We start from the raw sequence: 22,415 nt of genomic DNA, 5'->3' as shown, positions 1-22,415 counted from the left end.
TATTTATGACATCGGGCGGAATGAAACGAGGGGTTCTCAATCCTCTGGCTAGATTAGAGCTATGAACATGGAGAAGCTGTTTAGGGATTTTGAGGTTCAGATTAAAGCTGAACGGCAAAAAGAGATAGAGCTGGACGCGCGCGAGCTACAGCGGGCAGAGTATGCCCGGATTCAGCACCTTGACCGTCTGGCGGCTCAGCTGGGTCAGGAGCTGACGGTGGCCGTTGAGGGTGCGCAGGTTTATACCGGAGAGCTCCAAGCCCTGGGATCGGGTTGGATTCAGATGAGGTCTCAGACCGAGAACGTTTTGATTCCCCAGCACGCGCTGGTGTGGTGGGAGGGTGGAAGCCGTTTCTCTTCTGTGGATGCCGGTTCTGTTAAGCGCCAGCTGACTCTGGGCTATGCTTTGAGGGCTTTGAGTTCAGCCCGGCTGCCGGTGAGAATCTTTCACACCTCTGATTCGCTGACCACCGAGGGTACTATCGAGCGGGTGGGGCTGGATTTTATCGAGGTGGCGGTGCACGGTATTGAGGGGAATTTTAGGTCTAAACACATACTGGGATACCGAATGCTTTCGGTATCCCAGATAGGGGCGGTCTGTTCCGCCCTCTAGTGCTTCCTTGCGGGGACTTAGGCGTTTTCTTCTACATCGATGTGCTGAATGTTCTCAGCAGTGCGTTTGTAAGCGTTGGCGATGTATTCTTCAAGTTTGGTGATTTCAACGCGCCATTGGTTGCGGCCGCCGATTTGAATTGCTGCGAGATCTCCAGAGCGAACCAGGGCGCGGGTCTGGCTCAGGGAAATATTGAGGACTTCGCTCACCTCGGGGAGGGTGAGGAAACGCTGCTCGACCATTGCTAACTCCTTTGTGGTCAAAAATGGGGAGGGGAGCCCCGGTGCTGATTTCTACTACTAGCATAATGCCTAGTGAGAAAGTTATCCATAGAAAATGCTATCAGAAGGTAATAAACAGCTCCTTCTGCTGATAGTACCAGTCATATTGGGTCAAGAGACTAAAAACAGTTTCCCTTGCTGGTTTTGATGGGTACTATGTTGCACAGCACACACCACATATCACTCTTGAAACCACACGGAGAAACAAGTTGACACGCAAAACCACCACCACTGAACCGCTTGCCCAGCGTATGAGAAAACCGGGGATGAGGGATCCGAAGCTACTCATCGGACTTCTTCTGATTGCTGTTTCGGTTTTTGCAGTGGTGACTATCGTTCGGGTGGCCAACCGTACCGAAACCTTCTATGTTGCGGCCCACGATATTTCGGTGGGGGATCGGCTCACCGCAGCAGATCTGAAACCTGTTGACGTGAGACTGGCTGAATCGTCTAACCAGTATCTTGCAACAGATTCTGTGGACGCACAGTTTGCCATCGACAATATTGCCGCCGGGGAGCTGGTGAGTAAAAACGACCTGGCTAGCAGCGATCAGAGCGGCCGCCGCCTAGCCAGCATTGTTTTGGATTCAGCTATAGCTCAGGGTTTTTCAAGCGGCGATCGGGTAGATATCTGGGTCTCGAAAAAGGCGCAGAACGGTTCCGGCTATGAAGATCCAGAGACCATCGCGGCCGGGGCAGAGGTCTCCCGCATCGAATCTGAGGAGTCCGTGATCGGCGGCACCGGCAAGTCTGCCGTGCAGGTTTTGGTCGAGGAGGGCAACCTTGCTGACGTTCTCGCCGCGGTCAATAACGAAGACAAGATTAACCTGGTGCCCACCAACTTTGCCGGATCGGAGCGCTAGCAATGAGCATACCGGTGATTGTTTTTGGTGATGCAGCCGGCCGCTATATCTCTGCCATTGAGTCCCAGCGCGGACAGGTGAGCGTGGCCCGCCACGCCCAGGATTTTTCTGAGGTGCTGGGCTTTGCCCACACCGGTATCGCCCGGGCTGTGCTGATTGTCGGTGAGCACGAGGAGATCTCGCGCTCGCTTCTGGGCCAGCTGGCCGAGCAGGAGCTGGGCATCGTGATGGTGAGCGACCCAGGCTCTGAGGTTCGTTCCCTGCCCTATGCCCTGCACATCTCCACCCTGGATGAAGACTCCGCGGTGCTAGAGAGTATTGTGCGCTCGGTGGAGCAGGGGCAGGACGCCGCTGAGACAGCTGGCCCCGGTGGGCAGGTTAGCGCGGGGGAAGAGGTTCCAGCACAAAGCCTGCCTGGCCTCGCTGAGGGGCAGACCCACCCACAGGAAGACTTGGACTACCTCGTAGACAGTACCGACCAGAGTCCAACGGGGGAGGGAAGTCCCGAAAAGAAGCCGGGGCAGGCAGGTCGGGCCCCGGGGAAAATTGTGACGGTCTGGGGTGGAGCTGGCTCACCCGGTAGAAGCACCGTGGCGGTTAATTTGGCCGCCTTTGCCCTGGAGAAGAACCTTCGGGTCTGCCTGGTGGATGCTGACACCTACGCCCCCTCGGTTAGCGCCCTGCTGGGTATGCTCGAAGACTATTCGGGGCTGGCGCAAATGTGCCATGTGGCAGAACGGCAGACCGTTACAGCAGAGAATATTTCCGAGGCAGTCAGCACCATTAAGGTGGCGGGTTTCTTTCTCGATATTCTCACCGGTATTACCCGAACCAATCGCTGGGCGGAGTTGCGCAGTCGGGCGCTGGCCCAGGTTCTCGATGCGCTCCGGAGCCACTATGACCTGGTGGTGGTTGATACCGGTGCGCTGATTGAAGCAGACGAGGAACTGAGCTTTGACGGCCTCGCTCCCCAGCGCAATGCTGCCACCATCACTGCCCTAGAGAAGGCAGATGAGATTATCTTCCTGGGCAGCGGGGATGTTCTGGGGATTCCGCGGGCTATCCGCAGCTTTGAAGATCTCAGGAGCTTGCTAGCTACCGCAGAAGTCGCACCGGTTATTTCTGTCTGGATTAACAGGCTGCGGAAACAGGCGGTAGGTTCCTCTCCCGAAGAGAGCATCCGGGCAGCCTGGCAGCGCTTCGGCCCCCACCAGGAGATTCGGGGCTTTTTGCCCTACGCCAGAGAAACCATCGACCAGTCCTGGCTGGGTGGCAAAACCCTGCTGGAGTCGGCGCCGAAGTCCGAGCTATCCACCGCGCTGAGAGAGCTCCTGACCACCGCGCTGGAAGACTCGCCCCGCAATCAGGACCCAAGCCCGCGGCGTCCTTTCTCTGCCCTGGTGGTGCGCAGAACCGGAAGCAGTATCGAGAATCCCGAGAGCGCAGGCTCCAAGGGGCTGGCCCAGAAGCTAGCTCGGGGATTTTCGCGCAAATCCTAGAAGCGGGTAGGATTTTCCTGTATCCGGTGAAGGAGAAAAGAGTGCTTGGAGAATCCGTGCTAATCGATGAAAATCTTGGCCCCGGCGATACTGAATGGTTGCACCTGCTCATGGGTGACTGGCAGATTATTGCCGATACCGCCCACGGCGATTTAGTGCTCTGGCTGCCGGTTTTCGATTCTGCCGAGGCCATTGATTTTGGCCCGGTGGGCATTACTGAAAACACGGAATTCCGCAGCGTTGCCCAGGTGCGCCCCTCCACCGTGCACACCCTCTTCCACCGAGACATGGTGGAGCGGGGCATGGGTCGTAAAATGCAGACTCGTGCCTGGCTCGCCTGGTCGGGCCGCGAGATTGTGCGCTTCAAAGACGACGAGACAGACTCCGAGCTCACCATGAACACCGCGGTGATACCCCTGGTGCGCAATGGCCGAACCATCGCCCTGCTGACCCTGCATACCGAGCCCTTTGGCGAGCGCACCCCTCCTCGCATTGAGCTGGTCTACCGCAAGATTGCCGATGACCTGCTTCAGATGGTTACCCGCGGAGCCTGGCCGGAATTCTCCGCCCCCGTGGGCACCGCCCGCGGTAATCCGCGCGTGAGCGACGGCATTATGACCCTGGACGCCGAGGGGAAGGTGCTCTTCGCTTCGCCCAACGCCACCTCAATCTACAAGCGTTTGGGCTTTACCGGCGATCTTGAATCGCAGGTTCTCTCTGAAATTACGCGCTCGCTCCTGCCCAAGGACGATAAGGCAGATGAGACCTTGCCCCTGGTTCTGACCGGGCGCATGCCCTGGCGCGGCGAGGTGCGGGCTCGGCGCTACAGCGTTACTTTTCGTTCTATTCCCCTGCGCCGTATCACTACCCTGGGGGAGGAGCGCTACGGCGCTGTGCTGCTGTGCCGCGATGTGACGGAGCTGCGCCGCCGGGAGCTGGAACTGATGACCAAGGACGCCACGATTCGTGAAATCCACCACCGGGTCAAGAATAATTTGCAAACGGTCTCTGCCCTGCTGCGGCTCCAGTCCCGCCGAATGCAGACCGATGAGGCTAAGCAGGGCCTAGAACAGGCGATGCGGCGGGTTGCCACTATCGCTATGGTGCATGAGGCCCTCTCGCAGGGGCTGTCGCAGAACGTCGATTTTGACGATCTGATTCACCGCCAGTTTCATCTGGCGGCTGAGCTCGCTTCGCCGGGTCAGGAGGTGCGCACCGTACTGCGGGGTGAGTTTGGAAGCATGCCCAGCCAGTTTGCCACCCCGCTCGCTCTGGTTATCAATGAAATTGTGGCCAATGCCGTGGAGCACGGGCTCGACGGCGAAGCCGGTACCGTGACCATGACCGGCGAGCGCAGCCTTAGCTCCGAGGGTGAGCCGATGCTGACCGTGACGATTGAGGACGACGGCAAGGGGCTGGGCGACCGGGTGATAGAGGAGTCCGGGGTGGCTGCTTTCAGGCCCTCGCAGGGCTCTGAAGGTTTGGGCATGCAGATTGTGCGCACCCTGGTGGCCAGTGAGCTGGGTGGTTCGATTAAGTGGGGTCCCGCCGAGGGGCAGGGAACCCGGGTGGTGATTACCGCCCTGCTGGCTAGTCCTAAGAATTAGGGAAGATAATAAAGAGGTCGGTTTCAAAAGAAAACCGACCTCTTGTGCGAAACCAATTCGAGGGGGAATTAGGAAGCGCGACGTGCGCGGGCTGCGCGGCGCTTCATGGCGCGACGCTCGTCCTCACTCATACCGCCCCAAACACCTGAATCTTGACCGGTCTCAATAGCCCACTGCAAGCATGTGTCCATGACCGTGCAGCTACGGCATACGGCTTTTGCTTCTTCAATCTGAAGCAGGGCCGGCCCTGTGTTGCCTACGGGAAAAAACAGTTCCGGATCTTTCTCCAGGCAAGCAGCTCGGCTACGCCAATCCATCAGCACGTTCTCCTCTGTGAGGGGGTATTTCTACACTCGGCGCGCACTTGACTTAGAAGATAAGTGAAGGCGCTCTAACAAGAAATCAGGTCCCTTCATCAGGGACCTGAAACAACTTCAATAACTTTCCCACGTTACGAAAAAGTAAACAAGGGGTTGTGAGCCAATAATCACTAATCGTTCCTGAGTTATATATCACAGCCCTCTAGGATGGTGCTATGTTCAAAAATTCTTTACCTCCTCGTCCTGTGAAGCTGGCAGGGGTGCTGGGAACGGTGGAAGCTGTTCTCATTGCACTCTATGGCGTGATGCTCATGGTGGTGGGCGTGCTTCAGGAGCACCTGCCGGTGGCTAACTCTCTGATGCTCGGCGGGTTTTTTATCGTGATTGCGGCAACCTTGGTCTGGGCGGTGAGAATGCTGGTGCAGGGAAAGAGCTCGGGTCGTTCTTTGCTGCTGGTGTGGCAGCTCATGATTGTGATTGTGGGTGTTCAGGTGGTTGTGGGCGGCCGCTGGTTGATTGGCCTGGTGGCGCTGTTGCTGGCCGCCCCCACCCTCCTGCTGCTGTTCTCCCGGGACGCTTCTCAGTTCATTGTCGAGGAAACGGAACGGCGGCACGCTCAGCAGTAGCTTGGGGTATCTGCAGGGCGCGGGTGCGGGAATGTTCAATGATGACGCCGCGGCCGGCAGGTAGTTGCCCGCGGGTGAGTAGGTCTGCGGGAAGGTCATCGATCACGCTAAAGAAGTCCAGGTCCAGGGAGCTCGAGGGAGCCAGCACCACCCCCCGGCTGGTTCCGGTCAGTGCCGCCAGCAGGGGTGACTGCATCCAGCGGGCCCAGGGCGTATAGGTGGCGAAGGTATGCCGGAACCGGGGCAGCTGGGGCAGAAGAAAATTCTGCAGCTCGGCGGTCAGCAGGTGAAGGTTATCAATCTGAAGCACCGTGTTCTCGGGCTTCTCGACTTTCTTCAGGGCGGTTTTGAGGTTTTCAACCGTGTGGTTGCCCTCGCCGCGGATTACCAGGTAACCCCAGCCGGGATTGAGCTGGCGCATGGCTGTCAGAAGATTGGTTTTACCGGTGCCTGCCTGACCCCGAACCACGGTGGTTTGCCCGGCGGGGGCTTTGAGCCTGGCGGAAACACCCGCAGAGGTGATGCCGAGAAGAAAGTCGAGAGGGTCTTGCCCGGTGGCGGAAGAGGTGGCTTGGCCCGCCGCTAAGACCTCTTGGACAGAGATGGTCAGCGGCAGGGGCTCGATAGCGGGCACACCGTCCAGCCTGTCAGCGGTGAAGCCCTTAACCGGGTCTACCGGGGCCAGTACCAGGGCCTCGGGTAGGGGCAGGTCAAAAAGACCCTCAAGTATCATTCCCTCCGCTGCCCAGTGGCCCTTGTCAGGTACCGGGTAGGTGGAAGAAAGTTTCCGCAGCGGATCCTGGCTGACCGCTGAGGCAGAAAAGAGAAAGCTGTTGAAGACCTGAAGAAAGCGCCCGCGCAGGTTCTGCTCAGCCGTGGCAATCACTCTGAGGTTGGCCTGGTCTGCCTCGGTGAGGAAGGTAAAGAGTTCCTGCTCAGCCTGGGCCTGCCGCGCATTGGTCTCGAGCCAGCTATCCAGAGCATCGAAAATCAGAAGGGTTGGCCGGGTGCGGTGCAAGAAAGCCGGGCTGCGCAACTCTTTCAAGACGTGTCTGCTGAAGCTCTGGTCAAAGGGGCCCACCAGGCTGGCCAGAGCAGGGCGCAGGTGGTGCCGCTCAGCCCACCGATAGGCAGTCTGCGCCCCGGTGATGAGGCAGACCGTGTATCCCTGAGCCAGCGCCTGTTGGAGGAGTCCCTCCAGCAGGGTCCGCCGCTGCCACCAGGTTCCCACCGCCAGAATTTTCTCCTGGTCTTCTGACCAAATACAGTCCTTTTGCAGGCCGGCCTCGGGAAATTCAAGCCGACCCAGAAAGAGACCTGCTTCCGGCTGCCGCTGCTGCTTCCAGCCCAGGGCAGAGGGAAGCCGGGGCGGCACCGGCCGGTAGGTGGGAGCTGCCCAGCCGCGGTGGCGCCGTCCTAGTAAATCGAGATAGGCGGCAACGGTAGTGTTTTCCTGCTGGCCTTCGGCGGAGACATCGCCGAAGGTTTCTTCAAACTTCCTCCCGGTGCCCACCAGCTGCAAGCAAAAATAGCCGCTCTCTCCACCGCTGGGGTCGTCCAAGAGGGGAGCCTGGAAGGTCGAAAGGTCGCCCTCACCCCAGCGAATTACGCCGCGCCCGGGCGTCTGAGCGCTGATTTCTGCGGCATCGGTGACGCCCAGAACGTTGATGGAATCCTGGGCAGAGGCAACCCGCAGGCAGAGGGTAGTGGCGATATTGGCGCGAATGTCGGAGGAGACCGCGCCCTGGGGCCGCTGGGTAGCCAAAAGCAGGTGCAGCCCCAGGGACCGACCCACCGTAGCAATTTTCATCAGCTCGTTCATGGCCTCGGGCATAGACTCCACCAGCATTTTGAACTCGTCGACCACGATGACGAGTTCGGGAAAGTCGGGGCTCTGCCCCAGCTGTTTCTTGAGGGCGAGGAAGTCCCGATAGGAACTCACCCCGGCCTGTTTGAAGGTTTGTTCGCGACGGTTCAGGTCCGCCCGCAGAAAACGCAGGTTTCTCTGGACGTCGGCGGGTTCGAGGTTATCGAGCATCGAGACTGTGTGGGGGAGACCTTCCAGGGGCCCGAGCCCGGCCCCGCCCTTAAAATCAACCATCAGAAAGCTCAGCCGCTGGGGAGGGTAACCAAAGGCCAGCGAGAGAAGCAGGGAACGCAACAGGTGGGATTTGCCGGAACCGGTGGTGCCAGCTACCAGAAAATGGGGGCCGTGGGCCGAAAGCGAGAGACTGATCGGTCGCGCACTATCGCCTGCCAGCCCGCAGAGCATTCGAGCATCCTCGGCATAGAGGGTCTGGTTCCAGTCGTTTGAATCAGACTCTTTCGCCAGAGCATAGAGTCGGGAGAAGCGGTTGGTGGCACCGCGAGAATCTCGGGCCGAGGAGCTGTGGCGCAGCTGCCTCAGCAGAATCTCTTCAAACGCATCCTGCCCCATCGAGTCTTTGCGAAAAGTCAGGCTTCGTTGGCGCAGAGTACCCGGTACTTCGGTACAGCCCTCTTCAACGGTTAGTCTGCTCAGCCCCTCTTGCGCCGGGCTGATGCTACGCCAGGGGCCCGCCTGCGGTTCTGTCTCTGCCACCATTACCTCAAAGACCTCGCCAGCTTGGACACCCGGCAGGGTACCCTCGGTTGAACCGGCTTCCTGAGCCAGCATAAGGCGAATCGTCTTGAGAGCGGGCTGCCGTTGCGATGAATTATCTGTTGCAATAACCCCGGGTAGCGCCAGTAGCGGGGTAGCGATTCGGGGAAACCTCCGGCAAAAACCGGGGCTGAGCTCAAGGGCAAAGTCGGTGTGGCGGGCCAGCTGGAGCAGGGCGAGCCGCAGGGTGTCTTCCTCCGCCGGAAGGTAGAGGGGAAACTGCGCAGATAGCGGCAGCAGCAGGGGAAGATCCTCGAGGAGAGATAACTTTCGTTTCTTCAGATGGGTTCCGGTCACGTGCTGGGGCCTGTCGCCCAGACCGAGCACCAGACAGGGAATCTCCGCGGCGCCCGCGGGCTGAAACTTAGCCGCGTCGAGGGCAAAAGCCAGCGAACGCTCGTCCTCACCTGCCGCCGCGATTGCCCGGCGATCAGTGGCGGACTCACCGCGGTTGCTGAACCAGTGCAGGCCCATCAGCAGAGAGGTGGCGGATGACATAAGCAGGAAGAACCACATGCCGGTGGCCCAGGCGATAACACCGCCGATGAGTAGGGGCAGCACCAGCATGAGGAGCAGGTGCCACTGCTGCCGGGGCGTAGAGAGGTCTAGCTCGGCGGGGCTGAACTGCTGGCGGGTGAGCGGTGGGGCTAATGGGGCCGGGTACTCGGCGGAGGTAGTTAGCTCCAGCAGAGAGCGACCCAGCCGAAAGTGTTCACCCGGTACCAGCTCTACCCGCTGGGCGCCGTCGCTGAGCTGAACACCGGAGGGACTAACGGTGAGGGTTCCCCAGCGGCTAGCGAGGGCGGGGTCGTCGATACTCAGTCCCGCGCCGTCCCGACCCAACTCAAAGCTGCCACGAGAGAGGGGAAGCCGCCTGCCGGTATCGGGCCCGTGGAGCACCTCCAACTGAAGCGGAAAGGACGCCGCTGTCTTAGCTGAGGTGCTCAGATGGGCTAGGTCAGCCGTTGAGTTCTGGTCCAGGCTGGCAAGCTCTCTTCCATCGGCGTAAAGCTTCCCCAGGCGGGGGAGCAAACGATCAAAGGCAGACTGCAGGTAGGCGCCTGAGTACCCGCCTTCGGTAGTGAGCTCACACTGAAAACGGGTACCGTTGGCGCAGTCGTCAACGAAGATGTGGTTTTTCATGGCTCCCATTCAAGATCAGCCTCTCAGCCGGGGCAAGAAAAATTTTTTTACCCCTGTGGATAACTTCTATCTGAGGGTAAGAATCTAAGAAGTCTCCAAGAATCACAGCGTTAACTTGGTCTTTCAGTGTCGATTTCGGGTAGGTTTGTTGTTGAATATGTCTGCATATGAACTAGTCCTGAGAAACCTCTGAACGGTAGCAGCAGGGGATAGAGCATACCGGCATTCGATAGGCAACCAGTTTCCATCCGTGGAAACCGAAACGTAGGAGTTTATTGTGAACGCTGATCTAGTAATCGTAGGTTCGGGCTTGACCGGCCTGACTATCGCGGAGCGAGCCGCCGATGAGCTCGGTCTCAAGGTTGCTATCATCGACCGCCGTAGCCATATTGGTGGCAACGCATACAGCGAAAACGAAGAGCAGACCGGTATTGAGGTGCACCGCTACGGTGCCCACCTCTTCCACACCTCCAATGAGCGCGTGTGGGAATACGTTAACCGCTTTACCGAGTTCACCAACTACGTGCACCGGGTCTACACCCGCCACAACGAGATTGTCTACCCCATGCCCATCAACCTGGGCACCATCAACCAGTTCTTCAACGCCGCCTACACCCCCGCTGAGGCCAAGGCACTGATTCAGGAACAGGCTGGAGAGCTGGCAGGCACCAACCCCCAGAACCTCAACGACAAGGGTATCTCTCTGATTGGCCGCCCTCTCTACGAGGCTTTCATCAAGCACTACACCGCCAAGCAGTGGCAGACCGATCCTTCCGAGCTGCCGGCGTCCATCATCTCCCGCCTGCCCGTGCGCTACACCTACGACAACCGCTACTTCAACGACACCCACGAGGGTCTGCCCGTCAACGGCTACACCGCCTGGCTGGAGAACATGGTGGCTAACCCCAACATTGAGGTTCACCTCAACACCGACTTCTTTGAAGAGGGCCACGAGTTCTCCAAGTCCAAGGTGGTTGGTCAGGTGCCCGTGGTCTACACCGGCCCCATCGACCGCTACTTCGACTACGCAGAGGGCGACCTCTCCTGGCGCACCATCGACCTGGAAGAAGAAGTTCTGCCCATTGAGGATTTCCAGGGCACCTCGGTGATGAACTACGCCGATGAGAAGTACCCCTTCACTCGCATCCACGAGTTCCGCCACTTCCACCCCGAGCGCGATTACACCAAGGATGCCACCGTGATTCACCGCGAGTACTCGCGTTTTGCTGAGCGCGGCGATGAACCCTACTACCCGATTAACACCGCTGTTGACCGCGAGAAGATTCTCAAGTACCGCGAGCTGGCCAAGGGCGAGCCTGAAATGATTTTTGCCGGCCGCCTGGGCACCTACAAGTACTTTGACATGCATATGGCAATCGGCCAGGCCCTGTCTATCTTTGACAACAAGATCAAGCCTCACTTCTCCGGTGAAGAAAAGCTTGTATCGGGTGGAGACGAAGACTAAAGAATGGCAGTAGAAACTAATACTTTGAAGACCCTCCAGCGCGTTATTCTGCCGGATGCTGTGCAGACCGACGTCATTCCCCTCTACGTGGACGCCGGCGCTGCAACCGGCGTGCAGCTGCCCACCCGCGTGGACGGCGACGCCGCAGAGACCTTTGCCAAGGCAGCTGCCAACCAGGAACGCACCGTTTCTACCTCATCATCGGCAGATGCAGGCAACCTGCTGGGCCGCCGCTCTACCGTGGTTTCCCAGGGCAAGTCCCTGTCGTTTGGCACCTACTTCAACGCCTTCCCCGCCTCTTACTGGCGCCGCTGGACTGACCTGCGCAGCGTGACCCTGAGCGTCAAGACCGAGGGCGAGGGCATGGTGATTGTCTACAAGTCCAACGCCCGCGGCGTGATTCAGCGCGTTGATTCTGCGGTGGTCTCCGGTAGCCAGGAGGCAGTTTTTGAGCTGTCGCTCAAGCCCTTTGGCGACGGGGGCTGGTACTGGTTCGACCTCGATGCTAACCGCTCTGACCTGACCCTGGTTGAGGCCAACTGGCTGACCGATGCCGCCCCTCGTACCGAAAACGGTCAGGCAACCGTGCAGATTACCACCATGAACAAGGTGGACTACTGCATCGACAATATCCGCCTGCTCAGCCAGAACCTCGACATCTTCGATTCCGTCAAGGAACTGCTGATTGTTGACCAGGGTACCGACAAGGTGCAGGACCACCCCGATTTTGAAGAGGTTGTAGCCCCCTTGGCGGGCAAGTTCCGCATCATTAACCAGGGCAACCTGGGCGGTTCGGGCGGCTTTGCCCGCGGCATGTATGAGTCAGTTAAGACCGGCTCCGACTACGTGCTTTTGCTGGACGACGACGTGGTGGTAGAGCCCGAGTCGATTCTGCGCCTGGTAACCTTTGCCGACTACTGCAAGAACCCCACCATTGTGGGCGGCCACATGTTCGATATGTACGACCGCACGGTTCTGCACGCTTTCGGCGAGGTAGTCAACCCCTGGCGTACCTTCTACGACCGTCCGCACGAGGACATGAGCCTGGGCCACAACCTGGGTCACCAGAACCTGCGCAACACCCACTGGTTGCACCGCCGCGTGGATGTCGACTACAACGGCTGGTGGATGTGCCTGATTCCCACCGAGGTTATCAAGCAGATTGGCCTCTCCCTGCCCCTCTTCTTGAAGTGGGACGACGCCGAGTACGGTCTGCGCGCGAAGGAAGCCGGTATTCCCACCGTCTCCTTCCCCGGTGCTGGCCTCTGGCATGTGTCCTGGGTTGATAAGGACGACTCTGTGGGCTGGCAGGCCTACTTCCACGAGCGTAACCGCCTGATTACCGCGCTAATCCACTCACCCTTTGAAAAGGGTGGTTCGGTGATGCGCGAGTCCCTCTTCCTCGACGTCAAGCACGCTTTGAGCATGCAGTACTACACCGAAGAGGGCCGACTGATGGCTCTGGAAGATTTGCTCTCCGGCCCCGAGCACCTGCACGATTCCCTGAGCGAGCGTCTGCCGGTGATTCGTTCCCGCGCTGCCGACTACATCGATGCCCAGCTCAAGAGCGATATCGATGACTACCCGCAGCCCAAGACCAAGAAGCCTCCCTTCAAGGGTCGCAGGAACTTTACCCCGCCCAACTACAAGCAGCTCATTCCCTGGGCTGTGAAGACCGTTGGCCGGCAGGCTCTGGTACCCGTGAACGAGCAGGCTAAGGAGAATCCCCAGATTCAGCTGGCCTACCAGGAGAACCGCTGGTGGACCGTCTCCCGCTTTGACTCACTACTGGTGACCAACGCCGAGGGTACCGGTGTCTTCTGGTACAAGCGCGACCCCCAGCAGCTGCGCTCGAAACTGGCCAAAGCGGCGTCCTTACACGCCAAGCTCTTCAAGAACTGGGCGAGCCTGCGCGAGCGTTACCGCTCGGCAGCCGCTGACGTTGCCTCCTTTGAGGCATGGGAAAAGACTTTCAAAAAACATACGGAGTCAGAACTTACTCGATGAGTGATTTAGCAAATCGAGAGTTTTCAGCCCCCGGTCGCGGCCGGGGGCTGAAAGAAGCTCTCAAATATAGATACCTTCTAAAACTGCTGGTCGATAAAGAGATTCAGGTGCGCTACCGCGGCTCTGTGCTGGGTATCGTCTGGTCTTACATCAAGCCTGCGGTTCAGTTCCTGGTGTTTTACCTGGCACTGGGTATTTTCCTGGGCCTGGAGAAGGGCCTACAGAACTACTCTGTTTACCTTTTCTCGGGCATTATCGTGATCAACTTCTTCTCGGAGTGTTTCAGCAACGGCGCCCGAGCTTTCGTGGTCAACGGGGCGCTGATTAAAAAGATTTACCTGCCCCGCCAGCTCTTTTCGCTGTCTACTATCTGGGTGGGTATCATCCATTTTCTGCCGCAGATTCTGGTGCTGATTGTTGCCTGTTTTGCGGTGGGCTGGCACCCGGATCTCAAGCAGATTGCCGCCGCGATTGCCGGCATTGTGCTGATTATGCTCTTTGGCCTGGCGGCGGGCATGATTTTCGGTGTGGCCAACGTGTTCTTCCGCGACTCGGAGAACCTGGTGGATATGTTCTTGATGATGGCCACCTGGCTCTCGCCGGTTATGTACTCCTGGACTATGGTGGCCAGGGAGGTGCAGATTGCCAATATCGAAAAGATCTACATGACCAACCCGATTTCCGTGGCGGTAGAACTTTTCCACTACGCTTTCTGGCAGCCGACCCTGAGCATTGAACAGCAGCAGATGCTGGCGGAGCAGGGAAACTGGTACATGTTCCCCCACCTGCTCACGGTGTGGGTTCCCATTGCTCTGGTGATCTCTCTGCTTCTTTTGATGATTGCTAACTCCCTCTTCCGCAGGTTTGAGGGTAATTTCGCCCAGGAGCTCTAACTATGGAACTGGATATTTTTGATTTACCTCCGGTCTCACCCGATGCTCCCGACGTGATTCGAGTGGACCACCTGGTCAAGCGTTTCGTGCTGCGCCATACCCGCTCGATGAAAGAGGCTTTCATCTGGCTGATCAAGGGCCGCAAGGGGGACTTGAGCGAGAAGTTCAACGCCCTCAACGGGGTTTCTATGAACATCCGTGAGGGGGAGCGGGTGGCGTTACTGGGCTACAACGGATCGGGTAAGTCCACCATGCTTAAGTTGATTTCGGGCGTGATGCAGCCGGACGACGGCTCGGTGCTCACGCGCGGGCGTATCGCGGGTCTGATTGAGGTGGGAGCGGGCTTCCACCCGGATCTGACCGGCCGAGATAACGTCTACCTCAACGCCGCGATTTTGGGTATGTCTAAGGAGCAGACCGACGCTCTCTTTGACGAGATTGTAGCTTTCTCGGAGATTGGCGACTTCATCGACACCGAGGTGAAGTTCTATTCGTCGGGTATGTACCTGCGCCTGGCCTTTGCGGTGGCAATCCATACCGACCCCGAGATTTTCTTGGTAGACGAGATTCTGGCGGTGGGCGATGAGCCCTTCCAGAAGAAGTGTCTGAAGAAGATTAAGGAGCTGTGCGCTTCGGGCAAGACTCTGGTGGTGGTCAGTCACGACCTCGACCTAGTCTCGCAGATTTGCGACCGCGGCATTGTGCTGGAGAAGGGCAACGTGCGTTTTGATGGCGATGCTATGGAGGCGGTGGACGTGATGCGTGACCAGCCCCTGGGCACCACCAAGAAGCACCGGAATGAGGGTGACCTACTGGCCGCCCACCAGAAGCTAGAGACCCTGGCGAATAACAAGCGGGATCTTGAGGCCGCTATTTCTGCTGGCTCTTCGGAGCCGGTGGCGGTGGCGCTGCTGGGCATTGCCGAGGAAACCCAGGCGGAGCTGGATGCGCTGTCGAATCCAGAGAAGCTGGAGATTGTGAACTCTGAGATTGACCGTTTGACCAAGAAGAAGGCTCGTCTGGAGAAAGAGATAGCTCACTACCAGTAGTCAGTTTTTGTACTAGGGCAGGGCGTGAAACCGACCGTTCGGTTTCGCGCCCTGTTTTGTTTTATGACCGAATTATTACAGCTCCAACGGGGTTTGGGGCTATGTGCCAACGATAGAGGGGACAATCTGTCTGTTGTGGCTAGTCAGGTGTTCGTTACTGCCGGGTAAGTTTTGGGGTGGTTTGCCGAAACTTGTTGGTTATCCACAGGTTTTGGTGGCAGAGCCTTGATGTTCTTCTGTGGGACGTATTACATTTTTCTCTGAATTCAGAACGATCCACACGAACCATAGCTCTGAAGGTACAGCACATGACAACAACGGCAGTGTCTCGCACGGGGTTTGCCATTTTGATGGATGATGCGAGGGAAAATATCCGGCTTTCGGGTATTGACCCTCTGGTTGACCGTGCTCAGGCGGAGTCCATTATCGATGAGACTATCTTGAACTACGAGGCCCGCATGTTCCGCGGTACCCTGCCCCTGCTTGAAGATTCTGAACAGGCGCGGGACTACCTGGTGAATATGATCTGTGGCTTCGGTGAGCTCCAGCCCTTACTCGATGATCCAACCATTGAGGAGATTTGGCTCAACTCGCCCACCGAGGTTTTCGTGGCTCGTTCCGGAGAGTCTGAGCTGACCGGTATTTCTCTTGACCAGGATCAGGTGCGGCTTTTAGTCGAGCGGATGCTGAAAATTTCAGGCCGCCGTCTGGATTTGAGCAGCCCCTTTGTCGATGCCTCCCTACCCGATGGCTCGCGTCTCCACGTCGTCATTCCCGATGTCACCCGGCAGTTCTGGTCGGTGAATATCCGAAAGTTTGTTGCCCGTGCCCGTAGACTTCCCGATTTGGTCAAGCTGGGTTCGCTCACCCAGGAGGCTGCAATCTTTCTTGACGCCGCTGTTGCCTCCGGCCTCAATGTGCTGGTGAGTGGGGCTACCCAGGCGGGTAAAACCACCCTGCTGAACTGTCTTTCCGCCAGTATCGGCCCCCGCGAGCGCGTGATTACCTGCGAAGAAATTTTTGAACTCAAGGTACCCCTGCGCGATGTGGTGGGCATGCAGTGCAGGCAGGCCAACCTGGAGGGCGCGGGTGAGATTCCCCTGCGCAAGCTGGTCAAAGAAGCTTTGCGCATGAGACCCGACCGCCTGCTGATTGGAGAGGTGCGCGAGGCAGAGTCTCTCGATATGCTCATCGCCCTCAACTCAGGTTTGCCGGGGCTGTGCACCGTGCACGCTAACTCAGCCCGGGATGCTATTACCAAGATGTGCACGCTGCCGCTCCTGGCGGGCGAGAATATATCTTCTGCCTTCGTGGTACCAACCGTTGCATCCTGCTTTGATCTGGTAGTTCACTGTTCCCGCGATTTACGAGGACGCCGCCGGGTGAGTGAGATTGTTGCTTTGGGTAATCGCGTGGAGAACGGTGTGATTGAAACCAGCACGCTGTTTCGTAGGGACTCCGCCGGGGAGCTGCGTTGCCTGGCCGCAGAGGTTCCAGCCGCAGATAAGTTTCTTCGGGCGGGTTTTAAGCCGGAGACTCTGTTAAGCCCCTATACTGCCGAGGAACTGTCATGACTTTGGTTCCGGCTCTTCTGTGTGCTGCGGGCGTTTATCTGGTCTGGCTCTCTTTCTGGCCGTCGGAGAAGAAAGCGAGAAAACCCCGCGAGAATAAAACAGTAGCGATGCTCCGCCAGGCTGAGATTCAGAAGGTGAGCCCGCGGCTTTTTTACCTGCTTTCGGTTGTGATTGCCGGAGTAGGCGGGCTTCTGGTGCTTGCGCTGACCGGTCTGACTAATCTTGCCCTGATTCTTGCTGTATTCGGTTTCTTTCTGCCCCGGTTTCTGGTGGGGCAGAGGGCCAAGAAGCGCCAGGCTCAGGTCAGGGAACTCTGGCCCGATGCCGTGGACCACCTGAGATCAGCAATTCGGGCGGGTCTGTCTCTACCAGAAGCGTTAATGCAGCTACAGTATCGCGGCCCCGAGCAGCTCCGCCCTGCTTTTGAACAGTTCTCTGCCGATTATCGCTCTACCGGTGAGTTCGTTGCCTCTTTGAACAGGCTGAAGGCCCGCCTGGCTGACCCCACGGCAGATAACATTGTTGAAGCCCTTAAGGTGACCCGTGAGGTAGGCGGTACCGACCTGGGCCGTCTGTTGGGAACCCTCAGCGAATTCCTGCGAGAGAATGCCCGAACCCGCTCTGAGCTTGAAGCTCGCCAGTCTTGGACAGTCAATGCGGCAAAACTGGCAGTGGTAGCCCCCTGGGTGGTGCTGTGCCTCATGGCTTCCCAGCCTGGAACCGTTACCGCCTATAACAGCTTTGCCGGCCTCATGGTGATGGTGGGCGGGCTGGCCGTCTCTTTCATTGCCTACCGCATTATGCTCAGGGTGGGTGCCCTACCAGAAGAAAAGCGGGTGCTGGTATGAGCACTATCATTTTGGTGGGCCTGGTGTTGGCCAGCGGTCTGTGGCTGGTGGGGCTTTCCTGCTGGGAAAACCAGCACGTAGATTTTGCCGAACGCATTTCCCCTCAGATGAAGTCCCAGGAGATTCGACGCCGCGAATCTCCCGTAGAAGCAACCGACCTCTCCATGCTGGGCGGTTTTAAAGAACTGCTTGCTCCCTTCGCCAGCTCGGCCGCGGGAAAGGTCTTGCAAAAGACCGATACAAAATCTTTGGAGAAGCGCCTGGTGCAGAGCGGCACCGGCCTGACCGTCACCGACTTCCGTAGCGAGCAGGTTCTCTGGGCAATAGCGGCCCTGCTGGTCAGCGCATGTGTCTTGGGCCTGGGAGTAGTTCAGGGAAACGTTTCTCTGGCGGGAGCCCTGCTTTTGGTGCTTGCCGGCACCTGCTTCGGCTTCTTCGCCAGAGACTGGTGGCTGGGGCAGACCATTGCCAAGCGTGAAAAAGCCATGCTCATGGAGTTTCCTGCCCTGGCCGAACTCATGGCTTTATCGGTTACAGCGGGGGAGTCTGCGGTGGGTGCCCTCGAGAGGGTGTGCCGCTGCTCCGAGGGGGAGCTGGCCCAGGAGTTCCAGAAAATCCTTGCCCAGACTCGCTCGGGTGACAGCCTGGTGGCAGCTCTTCAGAGCTTTTCTCACAGGACGTCGGTGCCCTCACTGTCGCGCTTTGTCGATGGAATCGTGGTTGCCATTGAAAGGGGCACCCCGCTCTCCGACGTTCTCAGGGCCCAGGCCCAGGACGTACGCGATAACGCCAAACGCAACCTCATGGAAACCGCCGGCAAGAAAGAGATTGCCATGATGGCTCCCATTATTTTCTGCATCCTTCCCCTCACCGTGGTCTTCGCAATCTTCCCCGGCATTTCCCTCATCAACATGAATTTCTAGAAACAAGTGAAAGGTAATCCCATGAAACCACTTCTCCGCCTCCATCTGCTCTTCCTGGCGGCTATCACCTCTCTGCTGAGCTCCCAGGCCCCTTCCAAGGACGCCTCAGACCGTGGCGACGTGCCCGGTTGGGTCATGATTACCATGATGACCGCGATTCTGGTGGCGGCTCTGCTGGTGGTAGCCCAGGATGCCCTGGTCAACATGTTCAATCAGGCAATGTCGATGGTGAGTGGCTAATGAAGACCGAGCGGGGTTCTGAGAAAAAATTAGCTGGCAGGGACAGGCAGGACGACGGCAACGCCACTGCCGAGTTCGTGATGACCTCTGCGCTGGTTTTGCTGCTCTTTCTGGGCGTGCTTCAGTTGGCCTTCGCTATTTACGTGCGGAATATTATGACCGACGCCGCCTCCTCGGGAGCCCGCTACGGAACCCTGCTCGATCGCACCTACGCTGACGGTGTAGACCGCACCAGCGACATCATCGACCAATCACTCCCGCTGCCCTACGCCCACTCTGTTCAGGCACACGAGACCGTGGTGGATGGCGCTGCCGCACTAGAAATTACGGTGGAGGGAGACCTCCCGGTGGTCGGAACCTTCGGCTTCGACCGGGGCTTTTCGGTCTCGGGCCACGCACTGATTCAAAACCGAAGCGGTGAGTAAAGAGTGACCACGCGAGAAAACCAAGCCGAATCCTCTGAAACCGGCAGTGCCATGATCGAGTTTCTGGGGCTGGGACTCATGCTGATGATTCCCACCGTCTACTTTCTGCTGGCTATCTTTAGCCTGCAGTCGGGAGCTATGGCGGCCATCGCTGCCAGCCAGCAGGCTATCCAGGTCATCGAAAATTCGCCACGCAGCGCCATCAGCAATTCGAGCGTTCAGCGCTCAGCCGCCTTTGCCGCAGCCGACTACGGATTCGCCCCAGAGCAGGTAGCGGCCACCGTCTCCTGCACCGGGGACTGCACCGAGGAATCAGCGCTGAGAGTCGATGTTGCTATCTCGGTCAATATTCCGCTTATCCCCGGCATGAACAACCAAGAAATGGCAGAAATGACCTCCAGCGCAACCGCCTGGGGAGGTAAATACCGATGAGATATCCAGCCCACGACCGAGAACAGGGCAGCATTTCCCTCCTGCTGATTGGTCTCTGCGCCCTGCTCCTTCTCATCGCCTCGGTGACCATCGGTATCACCCAGGTCTACATCGAAAAGTCGAAGCTGCAGGCGCTCGCCGACCAGACGGCGTCCGCAGTAGCAAACTCGGTGGAGACCGTAGAACTCAACGGCGAAGCTCCCCAGGTGATCTTTACCGATAGCCAGGTTAGCGAAGCTACCCGAACCTTCCTCACCGACTCCGGCGCCTACGACCAGTTCAACCAGTTGGCCATAGGGCCAGCAACCGGGAGTTCAGACAACCGCAGCGCGAACGTAGAACTCACCAGCTACGCCCGGGTACCCATGGTCTCTCTGGTGCTACCGGAGGGAGTTCCTATCTCGGCTCAGAGCACCGCCCGTAGCCGCTTGCAACAGTGAATATCGCGCGGAAAATCACCATATACCTCTCATGCGTTGGGCTGAACAGCGCCCGAGCGCAGGCTTTATCCGTTAGGCTTAAGAGTCATGGCGTCCATAGACTTTTCCGCAGAGATTCAAGCACTACGAGTAACCCTGGCATCCATCAATGAGGTGAGCGATGTCGAGGGTCTCAAGCGCGCCATCGAAGAACTCTCCGAAGCTGCAGGCGCTCCCGATCTTTGGGACGACCCCGACCAAGCGCAGAAGGTCACTTCCTCCCTTTCCCACAAGCAGTCAGAGCTAGAGCGTTTGACCGAACTCGAGGAGCGTATCAACGACCTCGAGGCAATGGTTGAGCTGGCCGAGGAAGAGGGCGAGTCTGAGCTTTTGGACGACGCCGCCGAAGAACTCACTGCCCTGAAGAAAAAGCTGGCGGAGCTTGAGGTGGTTACCCTGATGTCGGGGGAGTACGACGAGCTGGACGCCGTCGTCACTATTCGTGCCGGCGCCGGCGGCGTCGATGCCTCCGACTTCGCCGAACGGCTCCAGCGCATGTATCTGCGCTGGGCGGAGCAGAACGGCTATGAGACCACCGTCATGGATACCTCCTATGCCGAAGAGGCCGGTATTAAATCCACCACCTTTGAGGTGAAAGCTCCCTTCTCTTTCGGGCGACTCTCCGTCGAGGCGGGAACCCACCGGCTGGTGCGCATCTCACCCTTTAACTCGCAGGGTAAGCGCATGACCTCCTTCGCCGCGGTTGAGGTGATTCCTCTCTTTGAGGGAACCGAGACCATCGATATTCCCGAAACCGACCTCAAGATTGATGTTTTCCGCAGCTCAGGCCCCGGTGGCCAGTCGGTGAACACCACCGACTCCGCTGTGCGCATGACCCACCTGCCCACCGGCATTGTGGTTTCCATGCAGAACGAAAAGTCCCAAATCCAAAACCGAGCGGCGGCACTGCGTGTGCTCCAGTCCCGCCTTCTCCTCCTCAAAAAAGAGGAGGAAAACGCCAAAAAGAAAGAACTGGCTGGCGATGTAAAAGCATCCTGGGGAGACCAGATGCGCTCTTATGTGCTCAACCCCTACCAGATGGTCAAAGACCTGCGCACCAACTACGAAGAAGGCAACCCCACCTCAGTCTTCGACGGCCACATCAACGGGTTTATCGACGCGGGAATTCGCTGGCGAGCATCTGGCAAAGCTGAAGAAGACTAGGAATAATGGCAACCAAGAAAAAGAAGAACGAAAAAGACCAAAACAACCACGTGGTGGCAACCAACCGCAAGGCCCGCCACAACTACAACATTGTTGATACCTACGAGGCTGGCCTGGCTCTGATGGGCACCGAGGTCAAATCCCTGCGAGACGGCGGCGCCTCAATTACCGACGGCTTCTGCCAGATGTACGGCAACGAACTCTGGCTTGAGGGCATCCATATTGCCGAATACGGCCACGGCTCCTGGACCAACCACGCCGCGCGGCGCCGTCGTAAACTCCTGCTCCACCGCAGCGAGATCAACAAGATTGAACAGAAGCTCAAGGAAACCGGCTACACCGTGGTGCCGCTCAAACTCTACTTCAGCAACGGACTGGCCAAGGTAGAAATAGCGCTGGCCACCGGTAAGCGGGACTACGACAAGCGCCAGGCCCTGCGCGAACGCCAAGATAATCTGGAGGCAGCCCGCGCCATGCGGTATAAGAACCTGGGCTAGTCCGCTAAACTAGAACACCAACCATCCCATAAACACCACGCTAGAGGAGAGTAGCAATGTCAGAAAACGGTAGCTGGAACAAGGGCTCAGGAAGCGTCCCCGAAAATTCTTCAGACACCTACGTTCCCGGCCAGTACAGCAATGACCAGCAGGGATCTTACCAGTATGATTCCAATCAGTATGGTTCAACCCAGTACAGCCAGCAGGGCAACGCTGACAACCAGTACCAGTCTCAGCCCTACCAGCAGCAGCCTGCTCCCTATAGCTCCTACAACCAGTACGGCCAGCCCGGCTACGTCAATGGCCAGAAGCCTGCCGGCCACGGTCTGGGCATCGCCTCGCTGGTTCTGGGTATCGTGGCAATTCTGACCTGCTGGTTATTGGGCTTGGGAACCCTGGCAGGTATTGTTGGCGCAATCCTGGGCATTATTGCTCTGGTTAAGCTGGGCAAGACTCCCGGCGCCAAGAAGGGTATGGCGATTACCGGCCTGGTACTGAGTATTATCGGTACCCTGCTCGGTGCGGCTTTCCTGCTCTTTACAATCTTCTTTGGTGGTCTTGCGATGGACGGTCTGCAGGAATGCGGTGACCTCATGAATGACCAGGCTGCCTACGAACAGTGCCTCGATGACTGGGCGAACAACGGTATTTTCTCTGAAGAAGAGAGCGGAGCCCGCAACGCTTAGCCGCTGATTTTATCGATCTACCGAGGTTTACTGATACACCCGCTTGGCAAAGCTTGCCAGGCGGGTGTATATTTAAGTGTTCAACTTTTGCATGGTCCTGTAGAACGCTTAGGTAAGTTCAAGCAGAAAACTTGTAGGGG

Annotated in this window: 22 protein-coding genes; 19 read left to right on the top strand and 3 right to left on the bottom strand. The window is 58.0% G+C overall.

All coding sequences use genetic code 11. The features are described from left to right. Positions 1–67 precede the first annotated feature (67 nt). The gene (locus IEV00_RS03415; RefSeq protein ID WP_188358899.1) at positions 68–613 is read left to right on the top strand and encodes a hypothetical protein; all 546 of its coding nucleotides are present in this window, start codon (positions 68–70) and stop codon (positions 611–613) included. Positions 614–630: 17 nt separating this feature from the next. Here the strand turns inward: IEV00_RS03415 and IEV00_RS03410 are convergent, their stop codons facing one another. Next, positions 631–855: a helix-turn-helix domain-containing protein gene (locus IEV00_RS03410; RefSeq protein ID WP_188358898.1), complete on the bottom strand. Its 225-nt coding sequence runs from the start codon at positions 853–855 to the stop codon at positions 631–633. 305 nt (positions 856–1,160) lie between these two features. On the opposite strand from IEV00_RS03410, the gene IEV00_RS03405 reads away from it, so the two are divergent. From IEV00_RS03405 to IEV00_RS03395, 3 genes are read left to right on the top strand one after another with little or no spacing between them, the layout of a single operon-like run. Beyond that, positions 1,161–1,757: an SAF domain-containing protein gene (locus IEV00_RS03405; protein WP_188358897.1), complete on the top strand. Its 597-nt coding sequence runs from the start codon at positions 1,161–1,163 to the stop codon at positions 1,755–1,757. A gap of 2 nt (positions 1,758–1,759) precedes the next feature. Then, a complete protein-coding gene (locus tag IEV00_RS03400; RefSeq protein WP_188358896.1) occupies positions 1,760–3,256 on the top strand; it encodes a CpaE/TadZ family protein in 1,497 nt (498 codons plus the stop codon). Between the two features lie 41 nt (positions 3,257–3,297). Further along, on the top strand, positions 3,298–4,863 hold the full coding sequence (locus IEV00_RS03395) for a sensor histidine kinase (RefSeq protein ID WP_268234165.1): 1,566 nt from the start codon (positions 3,298–3,300) through the stop codon (positions 4,861–4,863). A gap of 68 nt (positions 4,864–4,931) precedes the next feature. Here IEV00_RS03395 and IEV00_RS03390 read toward each other — a convergent pair whose 3' ends face one another. Continuing rightward, a complete protein-coding gene (locus IEV00_RS03390; protein ID WP_188359437.1) occupies positions 4,932–5,180 on the bottom strand; it encodes a WhiB family transcriptional regulator in 249 nt (82 codons plus the stop codon). Between the two features lie 218 nt (positions 5,181–5,398). Here IEV00_RS03390 and IEV00_RS03385 point away from each other — a divergent pair, with 218 nt between their 5' ends. Continuing rightward, entirely contained in the window at positions 5,399–5,809 is a 411-nt protein-coding gene (locus IEV00_RS03385) for a hypothetical protein (RefSeq protein WP_188358895.1), read from the top strand. On the opposite strand, the gene IEV00_RS03380 is transcribed toward IEV00_RS03385, so the two are convergent. Beyond that, entirely contained in the window at positions 5,769–9,593 is a 3,825-nt protein-coding gene (locus tag IEV00_RS03380) for an FtsK/SpoIIIE domain-containing protein (protein WP_188358894.1), read from the bottom strand. The two genes, IEV00_RS03385 and IEV00_RS03380, sit on opposite strands and share 41 nt — an antisense overlap. A gap of 277 nt (positions 9,594–9,870) precedes the next feature. Here IEV00_RS03380 and glf point away from each other — a divergent pair, with 277 nt between their 5' ends. From glf to IEV00_RS03310, 14 genes are all read left to right on the top strand, one after another. Next, complete coding sequence (gene glf, locus IEV00_RS03375) at positions 9,871–11,058, top strand: UDP-galactopyranose mutase (protein ID WP_188358893.1); 1,188 nt, start codon at positions 9,871–9,873, stop codon at positions 11,056–11,058. A gap of 3 nt (positions 11,059–11,061) precedes the next feature. Then, entirely contained in the window at positions 11,062–13,065 is a 2,004-nt protein-coding gene (locus tag IEV00_RS03370) for a glycosyltransferase (RefSeq protein ID WP_188358892.1), read from the top strand. Beyond that, positions 13,062–13,958, top strand: a complete 897-nt coding sequence (locus tag IEV00_RS03365) for an ABC transporter permease (protein ID WP_188358891.1) — start codon at positions 13,062–13,064, stop codon at positions 13,956–13,958. Before IEV00_RS03370 ends, IEV00_RS03365 begins: the two co-directional genes overlap by 4 nt. Before the next feature lie 2 nt (positions 13,959–13,960). Next, on the top strand, positions 13,961–15,007 hold the full coding sequence (locus IEV00_RS03360) for an ABC transporter ATP-binding protein (RefSeq protein ID WP_229723041.1): 1,047 nt from the start codon (positions 13,961–13,963) through the stop codon (positions 15,005–15,007). 308 nt (positions 15,008–15,315) lie between these two features. Next, positions 15,316–16,581: a TadA family conjugal transfer-associated ATPase gene (locus IEV00_RS03355; protein WP_188358890.1), complete on the top strand. Its 1,266-nt coding sequence runs from the start codon at positions 15,316–15,318 to the stop codon at positions 16,579–16,581. Continuing rightward, complete coding sequence (locus IEV00_RS03350) at positions 16,578–17,429, top strand: type II secretion system F family protein (RefSeq protein WP_188358889.1); 852 nt, start codon at positions 16,578–16,580, stop codon at positions 17,427–17,429. Before IEV00_RS03355 ends, IEV00_RS03350 begins: the two co-directional genes overlap by 4 nt. Then, complete coding sequence (locus IEV00_RS03345) at positions 17,426–18,352, top strand: type II secretion system F family protein (RefSeq protein WP_188358888.1); 927 nt, start codon at positions 17,426–17,428, stop codon at positions 18,350–18,352. The genes IEV00_RS03350 and IEV00_RS03345 overlap by 4 nt, the downstream gene beginning before the upstream one ends. 21 nt (positions 18,353–18,373) lie before the next feature. Beyond that, complete coding sequence (locus IEV00_RS03340; RefSeq protein ID WP_188358887.1) at positions 18,374–18,592, top strand: hypothetical protein; 219 nt, start codon at positions 18,374–18,376, stop codon at positions 18,590–18,592. After that, positions 18,592–19,017, top strand: coding sequence for a TadE/TadG family type IV pilus assembly protein (locus tag IEV00_RS03335; RefSeq protein WP_188358886.1), 426 nt, complete (start codon positions 18,592–18,594; stop codon positions 19,015–19,017). Before IEV00_RS03340 ends, IEV00_RS03335 begins: the two co-directional genes overlap by 1 nt. 3 nt (positions 19,018–19,020) lie before the next feature. Beyond that, positions 19,021–19,449, top strand: a complete 429-nt coding sequence (locus IEV00_RS03330) for a hypothetical protein (protein ID WP_188358885.1) — start codon at positions 19,021–19,023, stop codon at positions 19,447–19,449. Continuing rightward, a complete protein-coding gene (locus tag IEV00_RS03325) occupies positions 19,446–19,889 on the top strand; it encodes a pilus assembly protein TadG-related protein (RefSeq protein WP_188358884.1) in 444 nt (147 codons plus the stop codon). Before IEV00_RS03330 ends, IEV00_RS03325 begins: the two co-directional genes overlap by 4 nt. A gap of 87 nt (positions 19,890–19,976) precedes the next feature. Then, on the top strand, positions 19,977–21,092 hold the full coding sequence (gene prfB, locus IEV00_RS03320) for a peptide chain release factor 2 (RefSeq protein ID WP_188358883.1): 1,116 nt from the start codon (positions 19,977–19,979) through the stop codon (positions 21,090–21,092). A 5-nt stretch (positions 21,093–21,097) separates the two neighbouring features. After that, a complete protein-coding gene (gene smpB / locus IEV00_RS03315) occupies positions 21,098–21,589 on the top strand; it encodes an SsrA-binding protein SmpB (protein ID WP_188358882.1) in 492 nt (163 codons plus the stop codon). A gap of 56 nt (positions 21,590–21,645) precedes the next feature. Then, a complete protein-coding gene (locus tag IEV00_RS03310) occupies positions 21,646–22,275 on the top strand; it encodes a DUF4190 domain-containing protein (protein WP_188358881.1) in 630 nt (209 codons plus the stop codon). Positions 22,276–22,415 lie beyond the last annotated feature (140 nt).

It is taken from the genome of Rothia aerolata (genome assembly GCF_014635585.1).
In the GTDB taxonomy this organism is placed as follows: Bacteria; Actinomycetota; Actinomycetes; order Actinomycetales; family Micrococcaceae; genus Rothia; species Rothia aerolata.
Note: the sequence above shows the minus strand (reverse complement) of the source record. Positions and strands in the feature narration are given on the sequence as shown.

What these genes read in the sequence shown, in the direction of transcription:
- IEV00_RS03400 (WP_188358896.1), top strand. Translation starts at nt 1,760, where the DNA reads ATGAGCATACCGGTGATTGTTTTTGGTGATGCAGCCGGCCGCTATATC.
- IEV00_RS03325 (WP_188358884.1), top strand. Translation starts at nt 19,446, where the DNA reads ATGAGATATCCAGCCCACGACCGAGAACAGGGCAGCATTTCCCTCCTG.
- IEV00_RS03345 (WP_188358888.1), top strand. Translation starts at nt 17,426, where the DNA reads ATGAGCACTATCATTTTGGTGGGCCTGGTGTTGGCCAGCGGTCTGTGG.
- IEV00_RS03365 (WP_188358891.1), top strand. Translation starts at nt 13,062, where the DNA reads ATGAGTGATTTAGCAAATCGAGAGTTTTCAGCCCCCGGTCGCGGCCGG.
- IEV00_RS03385 (WP_188358895.1), top strand. Translation starts at nt 5,399, where the DNA reads ATGTTCAAAAATTCTTTACCTCCTCGTCCTGTGAAGCTGGCAGGGGTG.
- prfB (WP_188358883.1), top strand. Translation starts at nt 19,977, where the DNA reads ATGGCGTCCATAGACTTTTCCGCAGAGATTCAAGCACTACGAGTAACC.
- IEV00_RS03335 (WP_188358886.1), top strand. Translation starts at nt 18,592, where the DNA reads ATGAAGACCGAGCGGGGTTCTGAGAAAAAATTAGCTGGCAGGGACAGG.
- IEV00_RS03340 (WP_188358887.1), top strand. Translation starts at nt 18,374, where the DNA reads ATGAAACCACTTCTCCGCCTCCATCTGCTCTTCCTGGCGGCTATCACC.
- IEV00_RS03380 (WP_188358894.1), bottom strand. Translation starts at nt 9,593, where the DNA reads ATGAAAAACCACATCTTCGTTGACGACTGCGCCAACGGTACCCGTTTT.
- IEV00_RS03390 (WP_188359437.1), bottom strand. Translation starts at nt 5,180, where the DNA reads ATGGATTGGCGTAGCCGAGCTGCTTGCCTGGAGAAAGATCCGGAACTG.
- IEV00_RS03360 (WP_229723041.1), top strand. Translation starts at nt 13,961, where the DNA reads ATGGAACTGGATATTTTTGATTTACCTCCGGTCTCACCCGATGCTCCC.
- IEV00_RS03355 (WP_188358890.1), top strand. Translation starts at nt 15,316, where the DNA reads ATGACAACAACGGCAGTGTCTCGCACGGGGTTTGCCATTTTGATGGAT.
- IEV00_RS03415 (WP_188358899.1), top strand. Translation starts at nt 68, where the DNA reads ATGGAGAAGCTGTTTAGGGATTTTGAGGTTCAGATTAAAGCTGAACGG.
- IEV00_RS03370 (WP_188358892.1), top strand. Translation starts at nt 11,062, where the DNA reads ATGGCAGTAGAAACTAATACTTTGAAGACCCTCCAGCGCGTTATTCTG.
- IEV00_RS03350 (WP_188358889.1), top strand. Translation starts at nt 16,578, where the DNA reads ATGACTTTGGTTCCGGCTCTTCTGTGTGCTGCGGGCGTTTATCTGGTC.
- smpB (WP_188358882.1), top strand. Translation starts at nt 21,098, where the DNA reads ATGGCAACCAAGAAAAAGAAGAACGAAAAAGACCAAAACAACCACGTG.
- IEV00_RS03405 (WP_188358897.1), top strand. Translation starts at nt 1,161, where the DNA reads ATGAGGGATCCGAAGCTACTCATCGGACTTCTTCTGATTGCTGTTTCG.
- IEV00_RS03310 (WP_188358881.1), top strand. Translation starts at nt 21,646, where the DNA reads ATGTCAGAAAACGGTAGCTGGAACAAGGGCTCAGGAAGCGTCCCCGAA.
- IEV00_RS03410 (WP_188358898.1), bottom strand. Translation starts at nt 855, where the DNA reads ATGGTCGAGCAGCGTTTCCTCACCCTCCCCGAGGTGAGCGAAGTCCTC.